We start from the raw sequence: 18,040 nt of genomic DNA on the forward strand, positions 1-18,040 counted from the left end.
ATCTCAGGTGAAGCGGCGGAGGCGGAGGCTGTTGGTGACGACGAAGACCGAGGAGAGGGCCATGGCGGCGCCGGCGATCATGGGGGTGAGGAGGCCCGCGGCGGCCAGGGGGAGAGCGGCGACGTTGTAGGCGAAGGCCCAGAAGAGGTTGCTCTTGATGATGGCCAGGGTGCGGCGGGACAGACGGATGGCGTCGGCGGCCACTGTGAGGTCGCCTCTCACCAGGGTCAGGTCGGAGGCCTCTATGGCGGCGTCGGTGCCGGTCCCCATGGCGAGGCCGAGGTCGGCCTGGGCCAGTGCGGCGGCGTCGTTGACGCCGTCGCCGATCATGGCGACGGTGCGGCCTTCGGACTGGAGGCGTTTGACGGCGTCCATCTTGTCGGCGGGAAGGACCTCGGCGATGACGTGGCCGGCGGGGATGCCTACCGCCGCGGCGACGGTGCGGGCCGCGGTCTCGTTGTCGCCGGTGAGGAGGTACGGGGTGAGGCCGAGGGAGCGCAGAGAGGCGACGGCTTCGGCGGAGGTGGGTTTGACGGTGTCGGCGACGACGAGCACGCCGCGGGCCCGGCCGTCCCAGCCGACGGCGACGGCGGTGCGTGCGGTGGCGTGGGCCTGTGCGACGGCGCGCTCCAGCTCAGGCGGGAAGGGCTGTGACCACTCGGCGAGCAGGCGGGGACGGCCGGCCAGGACGGCGTGGCCGTCGACCACGCCTTGGACGCCTAGGCCCTCGACATTGGTGAAGTCCTCGGGGACGGGGAGCGGTCCGGCGTCGGCGGCGGCGCGGGCCACGGCCTGCGCGATGGGGTGCTCGGAGGCGTGTTCCAGCGCGCCGGCCAGCCGGAGGATCTCGGCGGGGTCCTCGCCGGCGGCGGGGACGGTCTCGACGAGGGTCATGCGGCCCTCGGTGACGGTGCCGGTCTTGTCGAGGACGACGGTGTCGACGCGGCGGGTGGACTCCAGGACCTCCGGGCCCTTGATGAGGATGCCGAGGGTGGCGCCGCGGCCGGTGCCGACCAGCAGGGCGGTCGGGGTGGCGAGGCCGAGTGCGCAGGGGCAGGCGATGATGAGGACGGCGACGGCCGCGGTGAACGCCGCGGCGGCGCCGGCCCCGGCACCGAGCCAGTAGCCGAGCGTGCCGACGGCCAGCGCGATCACGACCGGCACGAACACACCGGACACCCGGTCGGCGAGCCGCTGCACCTGCGCCTTCCCCGACTGGGCCTCCTCCACGAGCCGCGCCATCTGCGCCAGCCGCGTGTCGGCGCCGACCCGGGTGGCGCGCACCACCAGGCGTCCGCCGGAGTTGACGGTGGCGCCGGTGACCGCGTCACCCGGCCCCACCTCGACGGGGACCGGCTCGCCGGTGAGCATCGAGGTGTCCACCGCCGAGGATCCGTCCTCGACGACGCCGTCGGTGGCGATCTTCTCACCGGGACGCACCACGAACCGGTCGCCGGCCACGAGCAGGTCGCTCGGCACGCGGGTCTCGGCGCCGTCACGCAGCACCGCGACGTCCTTGGCGCCGAGGTCGAGCAGCGCGCGCAGCGCGGAACCGGCGCGCCGTTTGGCGCGGGCCTCGAAGTAGCGGCCGGCCAGGATGAACGCGGTGACGCCTGCCGCGGCCTCCAGGTAGATGTTGGAGCCCCCCGACAGGCGCTCGGCGGTGAACTCGAAGCCGTGGGTCATGCCGGGCAGGCCGGCGTCGCCGAGGAACAGGGCCCACAGCGACCAGCCGAACGCGGCGAGCGTGCCGAGCGACACCAGCGTGTCCATGGTGGCGGCGCCGTGCCGCAGGTTGGTCCACGCCGCACGGTGGAACGGCCACCCGCCGTACACGACCACCGGCGCGGCGAGCGTGAGGGAGAGCCACTGCCAGTAGGTGAACTGCAGCGGCGGGATCATCGCCATGGCGATCACGGGGACGGAAAGGATCAGGGAGACGATCAGGCGCTGCCGCAGCGGCCGCAGCTCGTCCTCCGGCTCCCCCGGTTCGCCGGTCCTCTCCGGCGGCGCGGGAAGGGTGGCGGTGTACCCGGCCTTCTCGACCTCGGCGATCAGGTCGCGCGGGTCGAGCCCGCCGGGGTACTCGACCCTGGCCTTCTCGGTGGCGTAGTTGACCGTGGCCGTGACGCCGTCGAGCCTGTTGAGCTTGCGCTCGATGCGGTTGGCGCACGACGCGCAGGTCATGCCGCCGATCGCCAGCTCCACCGTGCCGGGGTCCCCCGCCATCCTCGTCACCTCCCGCGCCGCTTCCCTCATGACCGGTCTACCACCTGGTAGCCGGCCTCCTCGACGGCGGCCGTGATCGCGGCATGGTCGTCCGCCGCGTCCCCTTCCACGACGACCATGCCGGTCGCGAGATCGACCCGCACACCGGTCACACCGGGGACGGCGCCGACCTCCTCCTGCACCGAGCTGACACAGTGACCACAGGTCATTCCCTTGACGGTGTACGTGGCGGTCATCGGGGATCATTCCTTCCATCGGCTGTCTCACCACCATACACCCTACCCCCCCTAGGTATATCGACCGGAGGGGCCGGCGTCCCCGGAACAGCGATGCGACCGTACGCGCCTCAGCGCACGACGCGCTCCAGATGCAGCGCCAGCCCCTCGGCCGCCGCCTCCACCATGCGCAGGACCTCGACGAACCCCTCGGGCCCGCCGTAGTACGGGTCCGGCACCTCTGCGTCCCTCGGGGCCGCGGGATCGAAGGACCGGAACAGCCGCAGGTCGGCCCCGACGGGAGCGATCCGGCGAAGCGCGCGGAGGTTCTCGGCGTCCATGGCCAGCACCAGATCGGTGCGCGCGAACCAGCCCGCCTCGAACCGCCGCGCACGATGCGACGACCCGTCGTACCCATGGCGCGACAGCACCGCCGCGGCCCGCTCGTCCATGGGCCGCCCCGCGTGCCACCCCTCGGTCCCCGCGCTGTCCACGGTGACCACCTCACCCAGGCCGCGCTCCTCAAGCACCCTGCGTACGACCACCTCGGCGATGGGTGATCGGCAGATGTTCCCCAGGCACACCAGGCAGACACGATGACTCATGCACTCAAGTCTGCTGCAACGTCCATTCCTCCCGGTCCAGCGCGTACTCCACGTCGCCGTGCTCGGCGCCTTCGATGTACTCCGGCCACTCCTCGAAGAAGGTCCTGACCAGTCTGAGGCCCGCCTTCTCCAGCGCGCGGCGGGAGGCGTGGTTGACCGTCATGGTGGTGGCCACGACGCGATCGGCGTCCAGAGCGGTGAAGGCCTCGCGTACCAGGGCCCGTGCGCCTTCCGCGGCGAAACCGCGACCCCATGCGGCGGGGAGGAGACGGAAACCCAGCTCGGTGCCGTCGTGCAGGCCGCGGGTCGTGGCGGGACGCAGCGAGAACCAGCCGAGGAAATCGCCGGTCGTCTTCTCCACGGCGGCCAGGCAGCCGAGCCGGGGAGGTCGTTCCCGGTATTCGCGCAGGAGTGCGGGGAGGGTCTCCGACAGCACGACGTGGCGGGGGACGGGACGGCCGTCGTCGATGTGGCGCATCACGCGGGGGTCGCCGTGCAAGGCGGCGAGCGCCTCCGCGTCGGCCTCGGTGAGGCGGCGCAGGCGCAGTCGCGCGGTTTCCAGGTACGCGGTCACGTCGTGCATCCGACCATCGGCGACGTGGGGACCGCAAACGTTTTCCCGGTACGCGGCAGGCGCTGGGTCAGCTGAGGCAGTCCTCGTCGAGGCAGCCCTCCGAGGCGGTGATGACGGCGCGCATGTTGCGTTCCATCATGCGCAGCGCGGCGTCGGCGAGGTCCGGGTGGATGTGGGCCACGCAGTCCTGGGGGATCATGATCGAGTAGTGGCGCACGTAGGCGTCGAGCGCCGTGTACAGGACGCACTGCTCGGTGACCTGGCCGGTCAGGATGATCGTCTCGACCTCGCGGTGGTGGAGCAGGTACTCCAGGGATGTGCCGAAGAAGGCGCTGTGCCTGACTTTCGGGAGGAAAGGACAGTCGGCCGGCGGCAGCAACGGCTCCACCAGGTCGGGCCGTTCCCCTTCGCGCGCACGGTCGGTGATCTCGTCGCGGGACGCGGTGAAGTCGCCGTGGTTGTCGTTGACGTAGATCAGATCGATGTCGTCCCGGTCGTGGGCCTGCCGCACCAGCCGCGCGAGCGGCGGCACGACCCGCTCGGCGCTCTTCACGAGCAGGTCCACGTCCTCGTGGTCGTACGGGTTGAGCATGTCCACGACGATCAGCGCTGTCGCCCCCATGCTCAGCCCCTTACCCGAAGTCCCGGACGTCTCACCCGGGGCCCGGCCGCCTGCCGCGGCCGGAACCCCGAGAGACCCCATCACTTCTCGGTGAGCGCGTCCACCAGTTCGCCGACGGGCCGGTCGGGAAGCGCGCGCGCCACATCGGCGAGCGCGACGATGCCGACGAGCTTGTGGCCGTCGATGACGGGAAGCCGGCGCACCTGGTGCGCAGGATCACACCGCTGTCAGGTACGCGGCGGGCACACGCAGAACAGATGTCCCTCCGGATCGGCCAGCACGACCCAGGCCCCGTCCCCCGGCTGGAAGTCCGGCCTGGTCGCGCCGAGCCCGACGTAGTCACGCACCGCCTGCTCCACGTCCGGCACCCGGAAGTCCAGGTGGAACTGCTTGTCCGGCCCCGGCCACGCGGCCGGCTTGCGCTCGTCCACCCGCTGGAAGCCGATGGCGTGCGTCTCGTCCCCGATGTAGGCGTAGTCGTCGGAGGCGTACTGGGTCTCGTATCCGGTGATCGCGGCGTAGAACCCGGCCAGTTCCTTCGGAGAGGCACAGTCCAGGGTCACCGCGACGAAGGTCGCTCTAGTCGTCATACGAGCATCCTCACTGACGTACCTGTCAGGGGCTGTCAGGTTCACCTTGGTGGCTTGAATGGCCACATAAGGTCATTTCATTGTTTTGTGGAGCGATCCAACGCGACGATCGGAGTTCACCCGGAACCCCGAGGAGATGTTCATGGCCGAGAACTCCTTCGCCAACGCCAAGCAGCAACGCATGGCGGCCGTCCAGGAGGCGTTGAAGAGGACGAAAATGGTCACGGCCAAGGTCTGGAACCCCTGGCCGGACGGCGTCGCCGACAAGGATGTCGACCTCGCGGCCATCACGGCCCCGGTGGGGTCCTCAAGCGTCCCCGAGGTCCTTCCCGACAACCAGGTCTTCTCCGAGCTGAAGCGCGCGCAACTCATCAGCCTGGGAGCGGCCGCCGGTCTCGGCGGCGCGGTGACCGCGGAGAACCTGGCCGAGGCGAAGAAGGCGCTCAGGAAGAAGTACGTCCAGGTCGGCCGCGCCAACTACCGCAGCCTGGAAAGCGCCAACTGCACCCTCTTCGCCTGCTGCGTCATCGGCATGCTGGCCGACCAGCCCAATCTCCTCGGCCGCGATGTGAAGGTCGAGCTTCTCAACCTCCCCGACCTCGGCGGCGGCGGCCACGCCTACGTGGTGGTCGGCCGCGCCGACGGCGACTACAAGAACCTGAAGACCTACGGCCCGGACTGCTTCGTCATCGACGTCTGGTACGCACGTCAGCAGTCGAAAGCCCCCGGCACCTCCCCCGTCAAGGACCTCTCGGCGGATTCGGACAGCCCCTTCTGGGACCTGAACTTCTACGCCTTCCTCGACGACGGCTACAACTTCCTGCACAAGTACACCTTCGTCAGCCACGAACTCGCCGAGCTCCGCTAGTCCGCAAGCTCGACCGGCAGACTCGGTCACCGACCTTCAGAGCACCAGTGCCGGGCTCACCGCCGCAGGGGCCTCGTCGCCGAGGTCGTGGACGGTGAGCTGGGCCGGTCCTCGGGGGGTGTGTTCGAAGAGGAATCGGCCGTGGGGGTCGGCTGTGGTGGTGAGGGTTTCGGTGGGGGTGCGCAAGGTCAGGTGGCAGGGGGTGGCGGGGGCGATCCAGCCGTCGAGGCGTGCGGTGGTGGGGGTCAGGGGGGCGATGGTCAAGGCGATGGTGAGGGTGGAGGTTTCGAAGGTGAGGGTGCGCAGGTCGTTCGGACCGCGTACGGCGGCGGCCGGGAGGGGGAGGGACTCGCGGGGACGGAGGAGGTCGGCGTCGGCGGGGTGGGGGTCCACGGCGAAGCGGCTGAGGTCGGCCAGGTCCGGGGGGACGGGGTCGGCGGCGGTGTAGAGGCGGCGTATCTCGTCGAGGAGAAGGACGTCGTCGATGTCCGGAGAGGTGCCGGGGACGGGGCCAGGGTCGGCGGGTGGGTCGCGGTCGTCGCGCGGGGAGGGGTCGCAGGAGATGTCGTCGCGAGGAGCGTCATCGCCGGGGTGGTCAGGGGTGGGGTCGTGAGGAGTCATGACGCGGTCCAGCGGGGGTCCTCGGTGAGGAGTGTGCGGAGTTTGGTGAGGCAGCGGGATCGGGTGGGGCCGATGCTGCCGCGTGGCATGTCGAGAGCCGTGGAGACGGCGTCGTAGTCGGGACGGTGGACGAAGGCGACGACGCGGAGCAGGTCGCGGCAGCGTGCGGGGAGGCGGGAGACGGCGGACCACAGGAGCCGGTCGCGTTCGTCACGCAGGAGGTGGTGATCGGGGGACTCGGCGGGGTCGGGGATCGCGGCGAAGACGGCGTCACCGGTCAGTTCGGTCTCCCGGCTCGCCGAGCGCAGGTGCCAGGCCTCGCGGCGGGCCGTCGTGACGAGCCATTCGACGAGCGCGGCGGGGGTCCTGATGGTGTGCAGGTGGCGGACCAGGGCCAGCCAGGTGAGCTGTACGGCGTCCTGCGCCTGCTGGTAGGTCAGGCCCTGGGCTCGGACGGTGTGCCACAGAACCGGGGTGAGTTCGGTGACGATGTGGCCGAGTGCGTCGCGGTCGCCGTCCCTGGCCTGGGTGAGCAGGTCCGCGAGGCGGGTACGGCGCTCGGCGCCGCGACCGGCGGTCCCGGCCGGCATGGTGGGGGTGCCGTCCATCACTTCACCGATACGCCTGCCGCATAACGGGGAGGTCACGGCCTCGCCGCCGTCCACGATCATCACGTTCGACTCCTTCGTCATAGAAGGAGAGAAGGGGCCCCGTCCTGGGATACGTCCGTGGTCCGGCCGGCCGTCGCGGGAAACGCTTCACCGGCGTCGCCGGTACGTCCGGCCGTCCCGCGGAACGGCTCGTCATCCGGCGCCGAGTGCGGCGAACGACCAGGCGGTGACGTGGTCGACGGCGTTCTCGGAGGTCGTGTTCCTGGCACGGTGGAGGGCGGCAGGCATGGAGAGGCCTTCTCTCAGTGCGTCGTGCAAGGCGATCATCAGGGGGACGGTGGCGGCGTCGTTCACCGGGACCACCGGGGAGATCACACCGGCGGTGCCGAGTGGCAGCAGGGCCGCGGTGAGGCCGAGGAGTTCGTCGGCGCCGGCGCGTGCGAGGCGGCCGGAGTCACAGCACGGCAGGACCAGGCGGTACGGGGCCTGGCCGAGGCGTTCCAGGTCGTGCGCGATCAGCGGGCCGTCGTCGAGACGCAGGGACGAGAACAGGGGGCTGTCGGCGCGGAAGTCCCCGTGAGCGGCGATGTGGGTGAGCCAGGTGCCCTCGATGGCCCGCAGCACCAGGGACGAGGTGGCTTTGCCGTCGCCGAGCACGGTGGCGTGGCCGTACGCCTCGGCGATGCGGTCCACCTCGGCGCCGCGGGTGGAAAGACCCGGCCCGCGCACCAGGACGACGTCCCGGTTGGCGGGTGGCGGCGTGCGCCTGGCGCGCATCCACGCCAGGGCCGACGGCGCGGCGCTGACGACGCGGTCGCGCAGCGCCGGAAGCATGGGCCACGGCACGCCGTCGAGGCTGCTCGGCGGCACGAGCACCACGGGACCGTCGCCGAGGTGCCGTACGGCGCCGCCGAGCAGCAGCGTCTGCAGGCGGCCCGCGGCACTGTCGAGGAGACGCAGCTCGTGCACCCGCGTACGGGACGCGCCGTCGTACGCCAGCCGGGTCAGGCCGAGCCTCGCGAACCTCAGCTCGTGCTCGGCGTCGGCGAGCGGCCCCGCGACGGTGTGGCGGACCCGTCCGCCGCCGCACACCAGTACGTGCAGCACGCCGTCGACATCGGTCAGCTCGACGAGGGTCGCCTCGCCGAGTTCGCGCAGCAGCGCGCCGGGGTCGAGGCGGCGGGGGCCGTCGCGTGGGTCGCCGCGCAGCTTCAGCAGGCGTGCGCGGATGCGTTGCTGCAGGCGGCGCCGGTCGCGTTCCAGGACGGTGGCGGTCGCGCCGCCGGCTCGCGCGGCGTCCGCCAGGCAGGCGACCTCGCGGAAGGCGGCGAGGTCGGCGCGCAGTTCGGGGTAGTCGGGGGGACGCGCGGCGGGGGTGGTGAGCGCGGTGGCCCGCCAGCGTTCGCTCCACGCCAGTAAGGCGCGGGGACGGCCGGAGCGGGCCGCCGCGCGCAACGCGATCGCGGCCAGCTCGGTGCCGTGCAGGGTGGCGCCGGCCCGCAGCTCGGCCGAGCCGAAGGTGAGGCGGTGCGCGTCGAGCAGGTCCAGGCCGCGGCGGCACGCGGCCAGCGTGCGGCGGGTGCCGCCACCGGCACGCAGCGCCTCGGCGAGCCAGCCGCCGGCCCGTGCGAGCGGCGGGCCGGCGGCGCGGCCGCGCGCGGCGGTCGCGAGGTACCGGTCGGCCTCGGCGTCACGACCGGCCGCGAGCGCCACACGTCCCGCGAGCAGGTACGCCTGCACCGCGTCCGGCGACCCGGCGGCGGCGAGCCGCTCCCCGAGCGCCGCGGCCGCACGCGCCATGCGTGGAGTGACCGCGGTGCCCCCGCCGCAGGTCATCGCGAAGCGGGACTGGTAGGTGAGGAGGCGTGCGTGCAGGGACCACCATTCGCGTCGCTGGCGGGTGAAGAGGCGGGTGGCGGCGGTGGCGTGGTGGAGCGCGGCGGCGGGGTCGCCGGCGGCGAGCGCGGCGCGGCCGGCGGCGAGGCGCAGTTCGGCGAGCTTGGTCGCCTGGCCGTTCTCGCGGTCGAGCACGCGCACGGCCTCGGCGGAGCCTTCGGCGGCTTCGCGGGTCAGGCCGGCGGCGAGCAGGACGGCGCACCGGTCGATGGCGAGATCCGGCATCGGGGTGTGCAGCGCCTGGTAGCGGCGACCGGCCTCGTCCAGGTGGTCGAGAGCCGACGGCAGGTCCCCGGCGCGGAACGCCACGAGGCCCCGGTTGTGCACGGCGAACGCCGCCTCGAGTTCCTGGCCGGTGGCGGCGAGCAGTGCGTCGGCGACCAGCAGGTCGGCGTCGGCGCGGCCGGTGGCGCCGAGCGCGAGGTTGATCAGCGCGCGGGCCGTGAGCGCGCGGGCCGTCCACAGCCCGTCCCCCGCCGCTTCGAGCGCGACCGCGGAACGGCTGAGGTCGGCGAGCGCCTCGCGGTGCCGTCCGAGGACGCGCAACACGTAACCGCGCCGGTACAGCGCACGCGCGGCCGTGTGTCCGCCGCCGGTGGCCACGGCCGCGTCGAGCGCGGCGAGCCCGCCGGCGGTGTCGCCGGAGGCGGTGAGCGCGACGCCGAGGGTGGCCAGCACGTCGGCTTCGCGGTCGGGGCAGTGTGCGGCGCGGGCCAGTCGTAAAGCGCGTCGGATTTCTTTCGCGGCGGCGCGTGAATCGCCGAACTCACGCAGCACGATGCCGATCGCCTGGTGCGCGATGGACGCGTCATAAGGGCCGGGAAGGGTGCCGAGGAACGACCGCGCGGCTGACAGCGCCTCCCGTGGACGTGAATAGGCGAGAGTCAGTAATTTCTCCGCAGTCACACCGATCCCACTGATATTAATATTTGTCCCCGACACCACGCCATGGTATGACTTTGAATCCTGAGCGTCCACATGAATTTCCCGCCTTTCCGGTTGCGAGGCGCACATGGCACACCCCCTGGACCCCGCCGAGGCGCGATTGAAGGCACAGGTCGAGACAATCCGAACAGCGTTCGGCGAGGACCACGTCGGCATCGCCACGAACGGGTCCGGCAAGGCCACATTCCTGTACGAGCCGGGTCATCTGCTCACCCGGCGCATCGACCTGCCTCAGGTCCGCAGGGCCCTGCAGGAGATCTACCGGTCCGACGACGTCCCCCGGCAGGACCGGCTCGACGAGGTCCTCACCCCGGACTCCGCGGAGCGCACGGTGGTGCGCATGCGCGTCCACGGCGATGTGCTGTACCTCCTCAAGCGGCTGGACACGCTCATCGGGGCCGGGAAGGCGACCCCGAACCACATCTTCTCGATCTCCCCCGTGGCCGCCTGTCCCTCCGGTGAACCGCAGGTCGTGTGCGGATGTCCGGACCCGCTGCCGGAGTGGAACTGCGACCGGTGCGCCGGAGAGGGTGTCACCGTGCTCATCATCGACACCGGTCTCGTGGACGGCTACGAACGCGAGCACCCATGGCTGAAAGGCGGCCCGGATCCCTGGCTGTCGCTCGACGACCCGCGACCCGGGATCCAGCAGTACGAAGGCCACGGCACCTTCATCGCCGGAGTGCTGCGCTGCGTGGCGCCACGCGTCAAGTTCGGCGTGTCCAACGCGCTGCTCAACGCCGGAGGCATCTGCGAGGACAACCTGGTGGACATACTGCTTCCCACGCTCGCCGGATGGCAGCTCGCGCACAACGACGCATGGCCCGACATCGTCAATCTCTCATGGGGTTCCCCGACGCGATTGTCACTTCCTCCTCTTGGGCTGGAGAGGTTTATCCAGGAACTGGAGAAACACCCCGACACGGTATTGGTGGCCGCCGCGGGGAACGACGGAAGCACCAACCTCTTCTGGCCTGCCGCCTATGCAGCGCAATATCCGCAAGTGATAGCGGTGGGTGCCTTGCGGAGATATGCCGTCGGACGTCAGCAGCGAACATGTTTCACGAATTACGGAGACTGGGTAACGGTTTTCGCCCCCGGCGAATGGCTGGTCAACGCCTTCGGCTGGGGCCGGTACGCGTACAAGGAGCCGTACAGCGACCATTGCCTCCATCTCCGGCCTCCGGTCCCGTCCTACGCCGGCTGCACCTGCGTGGAGTCCCCCGGCCAGTACACGCAGACCACATTCGACGGCATGGCCAGGTGGAGCGGCACGTCCTTCGCGGCACCCGTCGTCGCCGGCCTCATCGCCGCCACCATGTCCCGTACCTCCGGCATGTCCGCCGTCAAGGCCGTCAACGAGCTTCTCGCCAAGGCCGAGGCCCCCGGCCGGCGCGCCGCCACAGGCGAACCGGTGCTCCTCCCACCCGGCTGGCCGGCCGCCGGCTCTCCCTGACCCCGGGGTGACGGTCGCCAGGGGTTTCCCCGGGACCACACCCGGTCCGCGCCACTGACCTGCCTCGTTACCGTCGAACCGTTCGATCGCGACAAGGAGGAGAAGGTCATGGCAACAGGCAGTTTCCAGATCCCGCCGGGCTTCGCCCCCACGGCGCTGTCCGGGATCATCGAGGCACAGGTGGTGGACACCAACGGCAACCCGCCGACCGACGTCATCCAGGCCAACCAGCCCTTCGGGGTGCGGTACCGCTGGGAACTCAGCGGAGGCGCGGTTTCGATGATCACCGGTCGTTGGGTGCTGCGGGTCCTGTTCGACGAGATCGGCGGGCCGAACGACGGTTTCGTCCCCTCGCCGCCGCTGCAGGTCCCCCTCACCCCGGCCAACGGCACCTACAGCAGCACGATCAACTTCCCCGCCGGTCTGCCCGCCTCGCCTGGCGGCAGCTCGTACCAGATCGTCGCGTCGCTGAGCTACCTGAACGCGGCCGGCGCACCGGGAGGCATGGGAGGCAACGTCAACTGCGGCCTGGTCGCCATCCAGCAGTGACGTGACCGCGCACCAAGGAGGCGGGTGGCCGGCAGGACGGCCACCCGCCTCCCGCGTCTCCTGGCCGGATCCGGCACGGCATGTATCAGGACGGGCCCTCGTCCCTCGTAATGAAGCGTGACAATCACCACCCAGGTATTCGTGGGACGCGGCCCGGAGATCGCCGCGATCACAGCGGAGACGGACCTGGCCCGGACCGGCCGGCCCCGGCTCGTGCTGGTGGAGGGACCACCCGGCATCGGGAAGTCCGCTCTGGTGCGGCGCGCTCTGGACGGGGCGGCCGGCTTCCGCGTGCTGCGTGCCGGCGGGGACGAGACCGAGAAGGCGATCGCCTACGGCGTCGCGTCGCAGCTCACGGACACGCCGTTCCCCACGGAGGCGGGAGCGGCGGCGGTGGGGACGGCGCTGCTCGGCGCGCTCGGCGCGACCGGGGAGCACGGGGAGCACGCACCGGTGGCCGTGGTCGTGGACGACGCGCAGTGGGCCGACAGCACGTCCCTGCAGGCGCTGACCTTCGCGCTGCGTCGCCTGCGCACCGGCCGCGTCCTCACGGTCGTCGTCGTGCCGGAGGCTGCCGACCTGCCGGAGGGACCACGGCGTCTGTTCACCCGCGAGGCGTCGCTGCGGATCAGGCCGGCCGGGCTGACCACGGACGAGCTCGGGGAACTCGGCGCGCTGCTCGGCCACGGCCGCCTCGACGCTTCGGCGCTGGCGCGGCTGCGTTCGCACACCGGGGGCAACCCGCTGTACGCCACCGCCGTGCTGCGGCAGACCCCGCCGGACGTGCTCGCCGACCCCGATGCGGACCTGCCGGCACCTGACGCGTACGCGCGTGCCGTGCTGGCCGCGCTCGGCGCCGCCGGTGAGGACGCTCGGCGGCTGGTGCGCGCGGCGAGCGTGTTCGGTGAGTCGTGCGCGTTGCGGGACGCCGCGTGGGTAGCGGGCCTGCGCGATCCGATGGACGCGGTTGAGGAAGCCGTCGCACGAGGGCTGCTGACCTGCGGGTACGCCGGAGGTGAGACGCGTGCCGGGTTCCCGCATCCACTGGTGCGGGCCTCGGTGCGCCAGTCGCTCGGGCCACGGGAACGGTCACGGGCCCACTGGGTGGCGGCGGCGCTGACCGGACGGGGTGGGCCGCGACCATGGGGTGACGACCTGGTGGAGGCACGGCGCGAACTCGCGGAGACCGTCGCGCGCGAGCGCTCGGTGCCGCACCGGCTGCTCGCCACGGCGCTGCTGTCGGCGACCGAGTACCGCCTCGGCCGCTGGGACGAGGCGATCGCGCTCGGTGCGGCCGTGCTGTCGGCCGAGGAGGACCACGACCAGGTCTGGCTCACGCCGTACGTCCACGCGACCCGCGCGCTGCCGTACGCGGCGCGAGGAGAACTAGGCCCGGCCCGGGCCGAGGTGGAGGCCGCGAGACGGCACCCGCTGACGGTCGCGGCGGCCTGGTTCGTCGCGCACGCGGAGGGCTGGATCGCCACGGTGGCGGGTGACCCGGAGGCCGTGGTCGCCGTCCTCGCTCCGCTCACCGAGACGAACGGGCCCGCGGAGCTCATGGACGCGGAGGTGATCCCATGGCGGGGGTTGCTCGCCGACGCGCTGACCGCGCTCGGACGGTACGACGAGGCGGAGGCGGTGCTGGTCGCGTACGAGAAGGCGGGACGCGACCAGCCGCCGGCCGGTGCCGCACGGGCTCGCGGCACGTGGTTCGCCGCGCGGGGCCGCACCGCGGACGCGGTGGCGTCGTTCGAGCAGGCGCTCGACCACATCGGCCGCACGGCGATGCCGTTCGAGCGCGCCTGGATCGAGCTGACGTACGGGGAGTTCCTGCGGCGCACGCACGGCAGGAACGGCGCGGCGGCACGGCTGGCGTCCGCGCGGAGCACACTGGAACGGCTCGGCGCCGTACCGTTCCTCGATCGGTGCGACCGCGAACTGGCCGCGTGCGGCCGCGCCGGTCCCGTTCCCGGGCCGGTCGCGGCGCTCACCCCGCAGGAACGCGCCGTCGCGGGGTTCGTGCTCACCGGGATGGCGAACAAGCAGATCGCGCGGACGATGGGGCTCAGCGTGAAGACGATCGAGTACCACCTCGGCCACGTCTACGCCAAGCTCGGCGTCAACTCGCGCACGGCGCTCGCGGCCCGCCTGCGGAAGCAGCCTTAGGACGCCGCCGCGGCCTCGCGCAGCACGTCCATGAGGGTGTCGCGCAGGCCGGGGCAGACGGCGATGGTCGCGGCGGAGGCGGTGGTGTGCGGGGTGCCGTCGAGGTCGAGGGTCAGGCCGCCGGCCTCGCGGACCAGCAGAGCGCCGGCCATGGTGTCCCACGGCAGGTTGGACAGGATGACGCAGGCCTCCAGCTTGCCGTGCGCGACCCATGTCAGGTCGATGGCGGCGCTGCCGAACATGCGGACGCGCTGAGCGCGCTCGCCGAGACGGGCCAGCAGCGCCAGCCGCAGCCGGTTCTTGGGGCCGGCGCCGGGGCCGACGGCGAAGTCCCCGACCGAGACCATGGCGTCGATCAGCTCCGTGGCGCCGGAGACGGCGATGCGCTCGTCGCCGGCGTACGCGCCGCCGCCGGTGACCGCGCTGTAGGAGGTGCCGACGAACGGCAGGTCGAGTGCGGCGAGGACTCCCTGGTCGCCTTCCACCAGGGCCAGCGACACCCCGCACAGCGGGCTGCCGTGGGAGAGGTTGGCGGTGCCGTCCACCGGGTCGAGGGCCCACCACAGCGCGTCGCCGCCGGTGCGGCCCCGCTCCTCGCCGAGGATGCCGACGCCGGGGGTCTCGACGGTCAGGAAGTCCCGGACCGCCTCCTCGACCCGCAGGTCGACGTCGGTGACCATGTCGCGGTCGCCTTTGGTCATCACCGTGTCGGGGACGCGGCTCACGATGATGCGGCGCGCTATGGCGACGGCTTCGCGTGCGATCGGCAGCAGGTCGGCGTACGTCTCAGCCACCGGCGCCGCCGGCGCGTGCGGGAAGGTGCGGCAGGTCGTGGCCGAGGCGGTCGCGTTTGGCGGTCAGGTAGCGGATGTTGTGGTCGGTGGCCTGCACGAGCAGCGGCACCCGGGAACTCACCTCGACGCCGTGCTCCTCAAGGGAACGGATCTTGTCGGCGTTGTTGGACATCAGCCGGACCGACGTGACGCCGAGGTACTTCAGCACCACGGCCGCCGGAGCGAAGTCGCGGACGTCCACGGGGAAGCCGAGCACGGTCGCCGAGTCCACCGTGTCGAGCCCCTGGTCGTCCTGCAGCACGTGGGTGCGGACCTTGGCGACCAGGCCGATCCCCCGGCCCTCGTGGCCGCGCAGGTACACGAGCACCCCGGCGCCTTCGCGGACGATGGACGTCAGCGCGGCGTCGAGCTGGTCGCCGCACTCGCAGCGCATCGCGGCGAAGATGTCGCCGGTCACGCATTCGGAGTGCACCCTCACCAGCACGTCACGCCGCCGCGCGACGTCGCCGTACACCATGGCGAGGTGCTCATGGCCGCCGGAACGGAACGCCACAGTGCGGAACGTGCCGCGGCGGGTCACCAGGTCGGCCTCCGCGACGTCCTCGGGGGCCAGGCCGTGTCCCGCCGTGCCGTCCTCGCCGTCGTCCGTCTCGTCCGCCAGGTGTTCGCCGCGTCTCGTCACGTCCACGCTCACTTCCCTGCGGCTTCCTGGTTTGCGTGTTCGAGCGCGACGCCGCAGGCTGGCGCACTATGAACGACTCCGTTTATCCGCTGCCGCCGACCACGACCGCCGACGAACGGGAGAGGGACGCACGTGTGGCGCTGCTGCCGGTCGGCAGCTTCGAGCAGCACGGGCCTTTCCTCCCCCTGGCGACCGACACCGTCGTCGCGTGCACGATCGCCGGTGCGCTCGCCACCGCGTATCCGGGCCTGCGGCCGTTGCCACCCGTGACCATCTCGTGCTCGCAGGAGCACGAGCACGCCGCGTGGCCCGGAACGGTCAGCATCTCTGCCACGACACTTTACGCCGTCATTTATGACATTGCGGACTCGCTTGCCAGATCCGGGATCAACCGGCTGTTCATCATCAATGGTCACGGCGGGAACTATGTGCTCGGAAACGCCGTGCAGGAGGCCGCCGGGAAGGGCCGCCGCATGGGCCTGTTCCCGGGGCCCGTCGACTGGGAGACCGCGCGCGCGGCGGCGGGCCTCGAGACCTCGTCGTGGACCGACATGCACGCCGGTGAGCTGGAGACGTCCCTGTTGCTGCACGCGCATCCCCACCTGGTGCGGCCCGGCCAGGAGACGGCCGACCACGTCGCCGACGACCGGCCTCATCTGCTCACCCTCGGCATGGCCCCGTACACCGAGTCCGGCGTCATCGGCCGGCCGTCACTCGCCACGGCGCGCAAGGGTGAGCACGTCCTCGCGTCCCTGGTCGCGTCCTTCGGCAGTCACCTCGCCGTCCTTTCGGCCTGACCCGCCTCGGCGCAGCACCAGCACCACGCCGCCGGGGAGGGCCGCGATCAGGGTGAGCAGGCCGTACACCACGGCGGCCGTGAGGCCCTGCTGCGCGCCGAGCCCGACGGCGCCGAACGCCGCCGCGGAGAACGCCTCGCGCGGCCCGAAGCCGCCGACGTTCAGCGGCAGCGCCATCACCAGCAGCGCGAGCAACAGCAACGGCAGCAGCTCACCGACCGGCGCGGCCGAGCCCGCGGCCCGCACGGCGACGAGGAACAGCGTCACGTACCCGGCGAGCGCCGCCGCCGACAGGGCCAGCACCCCCGGCCAGGCGTCCCGCGCGAGCAGGCCGCGGCGCACGTCCACCAGGGACGCGGTGAGCGCGCGGGCCGCGCGGCCACCGGAGTGGACCACCAGCGCGACCACCGCCACGGCCACCGCGAGCGCGGCCGTCACGACCGCGGCGCCGGGTGCGAGGCCGCCGAGCACGGAATCGGCCAGCGACGGCTCGGCGACCAGCGTGACCAGACCCGCCGCGACCAGCACGATCTGGCCGCCGGTGCGTTCCAGCACCACCGCGCGTACGGCACGCGCGACGTCGCCGGCGCTCCTGCCGTGCGTCACCGCGCGGTGCGCGTCGCCGAGCACCCCCGCAGGCAGGACCGCGTTGAGGAACAGCGAACAGTAGTAGTCGCCGAGCGCCGTGGTCAGCGGCAGCGGCAGGCCGAGCCTGCGGGTCACCAGGGACCACCGCCACACGCTGAGCACGGTGGTGAACAGGCCGATGCCGAGCGCCGCGAGCACCTGTGGCACGCCGATCAGGCCGAACGCGTTCACGAAGGCCCCGGTGCCGAGCCGCGCCACGAGCACGACGAGGATGCCGGCCCCCGCGACGGCCCGCACCCACGGCCGCAGCGACGGCCAGGCGCGCCGCCACATCGCGGGGAGGCGCGGGGCCGGCGGGATCTCCCACCGGTGCAGTACGGCGAGCCGGGTCATGCGCGCACCTCCGGCAGTGCGAGCAGGTCGTCGTGGTGGACGACGACCCGCGTGGCGGTGCCGAGCCTGCGGCGCAGGTAGTCCTCGGTGTGCGGCGCGAGATCCCGGTCCTGTTCGACGGCGGCGGCGACCCAGCCGCGCAGCCACTCCGCCGTGAGTCCCCGCTGCTCGGGGCCGAGCCGCCACGGACTCGGCTGCGTGCGCACGTTCGCACCGCGCACCGTGAAGGCCCTGATGGCGGCGGCGACCGCGTCCGGGCCGAGCAGACGGCGGCCGTCGACGGTACGGCGCTGGTGTTCGTTGAACGCGGCCATGACGTCGTCGTCGAGCGGGTCGTACGGGTCCAGCTCCACGCGGCCCGCCACCGAGAGGGTCAGCAGCGCGGCGCACCCCGCGCCGGCGCAGGCGGCGGCGAGAGCGTCCATCTCGGCGGCGGTGAGCAGGTCGAGCAGCGCGGACGCGGTGACCAGGGACGTCCCGGCGAGGTCGTCGGCACGCAGCGCCGTGACGTCCCCCTGCTCGGGGGTCACGGCGACGCCGGACCCCCGCAGGCTCGCGGCGGCCAGGCCCAGAAGGTGCGGGTCGCGGTCGTGCAGGACCCAGTGCTGCGGCGCGGGAAGGCGGGGGGACAGCCAGCGGCCCATGGCGCCGGTGCCACAGCCGAGGTCGCGCACCACCAGCGGACCGGCGGGGAGAGCCGCGAGCAGCGGAGGCAGCAGGTCCGTCGCGCGAGCGGCGGCGTCGGCGGGCTCACGCAGAGCCAGCCATTCCGGCGGGTAGCGGGTCTCGGCCGCGGCGGCGGTCATCGCGCCACCCCCGAACACGAGATCTTTTTCACG

At 72.3% G+C, this 18,040-nt stretch carries 19 protein-coding genes; 5 read left to right on the forward strand and 14 right to left on the reverse strand.

The window, feature by feature from the left end; all coding sequences use genetic code 11:
- Nucleotides 1–3: 3 nt before the first annotated feature.
- The 7 genes from BJ992_RS25170 to BJ992_RS25200 form a co-directional block, all read right to left on the reverse strand.
- Nucleotides 4–2,259 carry a heavy metal translocating P-type ATPase gene (locus tag BJ992_RS25170; RefSeq protein WP_246496770.1) on the reverse strand — a complete coding sequence of 752 codons (2,256 nt, stop codon included), beginning with the start codon at nucleotides 2,257–2,259 and terminating at the stop codon, nucleotides 4–6.
- A complete protein-coding gene (locus BJ992_RS25175; RefSeq protein WP_184985089.1) occupies nucleotides 2,256–2,465 on the reverse strand; it encodes a heavy-metal-associated domain-containing protein in 210 nt (69 codons plus the stop codon). The genes BJ992_RS25170 and BJ992_RS25175 overlap by 4 nt, the downstream gene beginning before the upstream one ends.
- 110 nt (nucleotides 2,466–2,575) lie before the next feature.
- Nucleotides 2,576–3,049 (reverse strand): low molecular weight protein-tyrosine-phosphatase, encoded by a 474-nt coding sequence (locus BJ992_RS25180; RefSeq protein ID WP_184985091.1) that lies wholly within the window; start codon nucleotides 3,047–3,049, stop codon nucleotides 2,576–2,578.
- A gap of 4 nt (nucleotides 3,050–3,053) precedes the next feature.
- A complete protein-coding gene (locus tag BJ992_RS25185) occupies nucleotides 3,054–3,632 on the reverse strand; it encodes a GNAT family N-acetyltransferase (RefSeq protein ID WP_221474966.1) in 579 nt (192 codons plus the stop codon).
- Between the two features lie 58 nt (nucleotides 3,633–3,690).
- Nucleotides 3,691–4,245: a cysteine hydrolase family protein gene (locus BJ992_RS25190; RefSeq protein ID WP_184985093.1), complete on the reverse strand. Its 555-nt coding sequence runs from the start codon at nucleotides 4,243–4,245 to the stop codon at nucleotides 3,691–3,693.
- 80 nt (nucleotides 4,246–4,325) lie between these two features.
- Nucleotides 4,326–4,448 (reverse strand): CBS domain-containing protein, encoded by a 123-nt coding sequence (locus BJ992_RS25195; RefSeq protein ID WP_343072845.1) that lies wholly within the window; start codon nucleotides 4,446–4,448, stop codon nucleotides 4,326–4,328.
- A 24-nt stretch (nucleotides 4,449–4,472) separates the two neighbouring features.
- Nucleotides 4,473–4,835, reverse strand: coding sequence for a VOC family protein (locus BJ992_RS25200; RefSeq protein ID WP_184985095.1), 363 nt, complete (start codon nucleotides 4,833–4,835; stop codon nucleotides 4,473–4,475).
- Nucleotides 4,836–4,977: 142 nt separating this feature from the next.
- On the opposite strand from BJ992_RS25200, the gene BJ992_RS25205 reads away from it, so the two are divergent.
- The gene (locus BJ992_RS25205) at nucleotides 4,978–5,703 is read left to right on the forward strand and encodes a hypothetical protein (protein WP_184985097.1); all 726 of its coding nucleotides are present in this window, start codon (nucleotides 4,978–4,980) and stop codon (nucleotides 5,701–5,703) included.
- A gap of 36 nt (nucleotides 5,704–5,739) precedes the next feature.
- Here the strand turns inward: BJ992_RS25205 and BJ992_RS25210 are convergent, their stop codons facing one another.
- The 3 genes from BJ992_RS25210 to BJ992_RS34410 form a co-directional block, all read right to left on the reverse strand.
- Nucleotides 5,740–6,324, reverse strand: coding sequence for a hypothetical protein (locus tag BJ992_RS25210; RefSeq protein ID WP_184985100.1), 585 nt, complete (start codon nucleotides 6,322–6,324; stop codon nucleotides 5,740–5,742).
- A complete protein-coding gene (locus tag BJ992_RS25215) occupies nucleotides 6,321–6,995 on the reverse strand; it encodes an RNA polymerase sigma factor (protein WP_246497544.1) in 675 nt (224 codons plus the stop codon). The genes BJ992_RS25210 and BJ992_RS25215 overlap by 4 nt, the downstream gene beginning before the upstream one ends.
- Nucleotides 6,996–7,127: 132 nt before the next feature.
- Nucleotides 7,128–9,737 carry a CHAT domain-containing protein gene (locus tag BJ992_RS34410; RefSeq protein WP_221474968.1) on the reverse strand — a complete coding sequence of 870 codons (2,610 nt, stop codon included), beginning with the start codon at nucleotides 9,735–9,737 and terminating at the stop codon, nucleotides 7,128–7,130.
- A gap of 106 nt (nucleotides 9,738–9,843) precedes the next feature.
- Between BJ992_RS34410 and BJ992_RS25225 the strand changes: the two genes are divergently transcribed.
- The 3 genes from BJ992_RS25225 (at nucleotide 9,844) to BJ992_RS34415 (ending at nucleotide 13,947) form a co-directional block, all read left to right on the forward strand.
- Entirely contained in the window at nucleotides 9,844–11,232 is a 1,389-nt protein-coding gene (locus BJ992_RS25225) for a S8 family peptidase (RefSeq protein WP_184985104.1), read from the forward strand.
- A 108-nt stretch (nucleotides 11,233–11,340) separates the two neighbouring features.
- Complete coding sequence (locus BJ992_RS25230; RefSeq protein WP_184985106.1) at nucleotides 11,341–11,781, forward strand: hypothetical protein; 441 nt, start codon at nucleotides 11,341–11,343, stop codon at nucleotides 11,779–11,781.
- A 117-nt stretch (nucleotides 11,782–11,898) separates the two neighbouring features.
- Entirely contained in the window at nucleotides 11,899–13,947 is a 2,049-nt protein-coding gene (locus BJ992_RS34415; RefSeq protein WP_184985108.1) for an AAA family ATPase, read from the forward strand.
- On the opposite strand, the gene BJ992_RS25240 is transcribed toward BJ992_RS34415, so the two are convergent.
- Together BJ992_RS25240 and ribA are read right to left on the reverse strand one after the other, a co-directional pair.
- A complete protein-coding gene (locus BJ992_RS25240; RefSeq protein ID WP_184985110.1) occupies nucleotides 13,944–14,741 on the reverse strand; it encodes an inositol monophosphatase family protein in 798 nt (265 codons plus the stop codon). The genes BJ992_RS34415 and BJ992_RS25240 overlap by 4 nt on opposite strands.
- Entirely contained in the window at nucleotides 14,734–15,354 is a 621-nt protein-coding gene (gene ribA, locus BJ992_RS25245; protein ID WP_184988951.1) for a GTP cyclohydrolase II, read from the reverse strand. The genes BJ992_RS25240 and ribA overlap by 8 nt, the downstream gene beginning before the upstream one ends.
- A 137-nt stretch (nucleotides 15,355–15,491) precedes the next feature.
- On the opposite strand from ribA, the gene BJ992_RS25250 reads away from it, so the two are divergent.
- Complete coding sequence (locus BJ992_RS25250; RefSeq protein ID WP_184985112.1) at nucleotides 15,492–16,220, forward strand: creatininase family protein; 729 nt, start codon at nucleotides 15,492–15,494, stop codon at nucleotides 16,218–16,220.
- On the opposite strand, the gene BJ992_RS25255 is transcribed toward BJ992_RS25250, so the two are convergent.
- Together BJ992_RS25255 and BJ992_RS25260 are read right to left on the reverse strand one after the other, a co-directional pair.
- A complete protein-coding gene (locus BJ992_RS25255; protein ID WP_246496771.1) occupies nucleotides 16,134–17,201 on the reverse strand; it encodes a lysylphosphatidylglycerol synthase transmembrane domain-containing protein in 1,068 nt (355 codons plus the stop codon). The two genes, BJ992_RS25250 and BJ992_RS25255, sit on opposite strands and share 87 nt — an antisense overlap.
- Nucleotides 17,198–18,007, reverse strand: coding sequence for a class I SAM-dependent methyltransferase (locus BJ992_RS25260; RefSeq protein WP_184985114.1), 810 nt, complete (start codon nucleotides 18,005–18,007; stop codon nucleotides 17,198–17,200). Before BJ992_RS25260 ends, BJ992_RS25255 begins: the two co-directional genes overlap by 4 nt.
- Between the last annotated feature and the right edge of the window lie 33 nt (nucleotides 18,008–18,040).

Source organism: Sphaerisporangium rubeum (genome assembly GCF_014207705.1).
Taxonomy (GTDB): Bacteria; Actinomycetota; Actinomycetes; order Streptosporangiales; family Streptosporangiaceae; genus Sphaerisporangium; species Sphaerisporangium rubeum.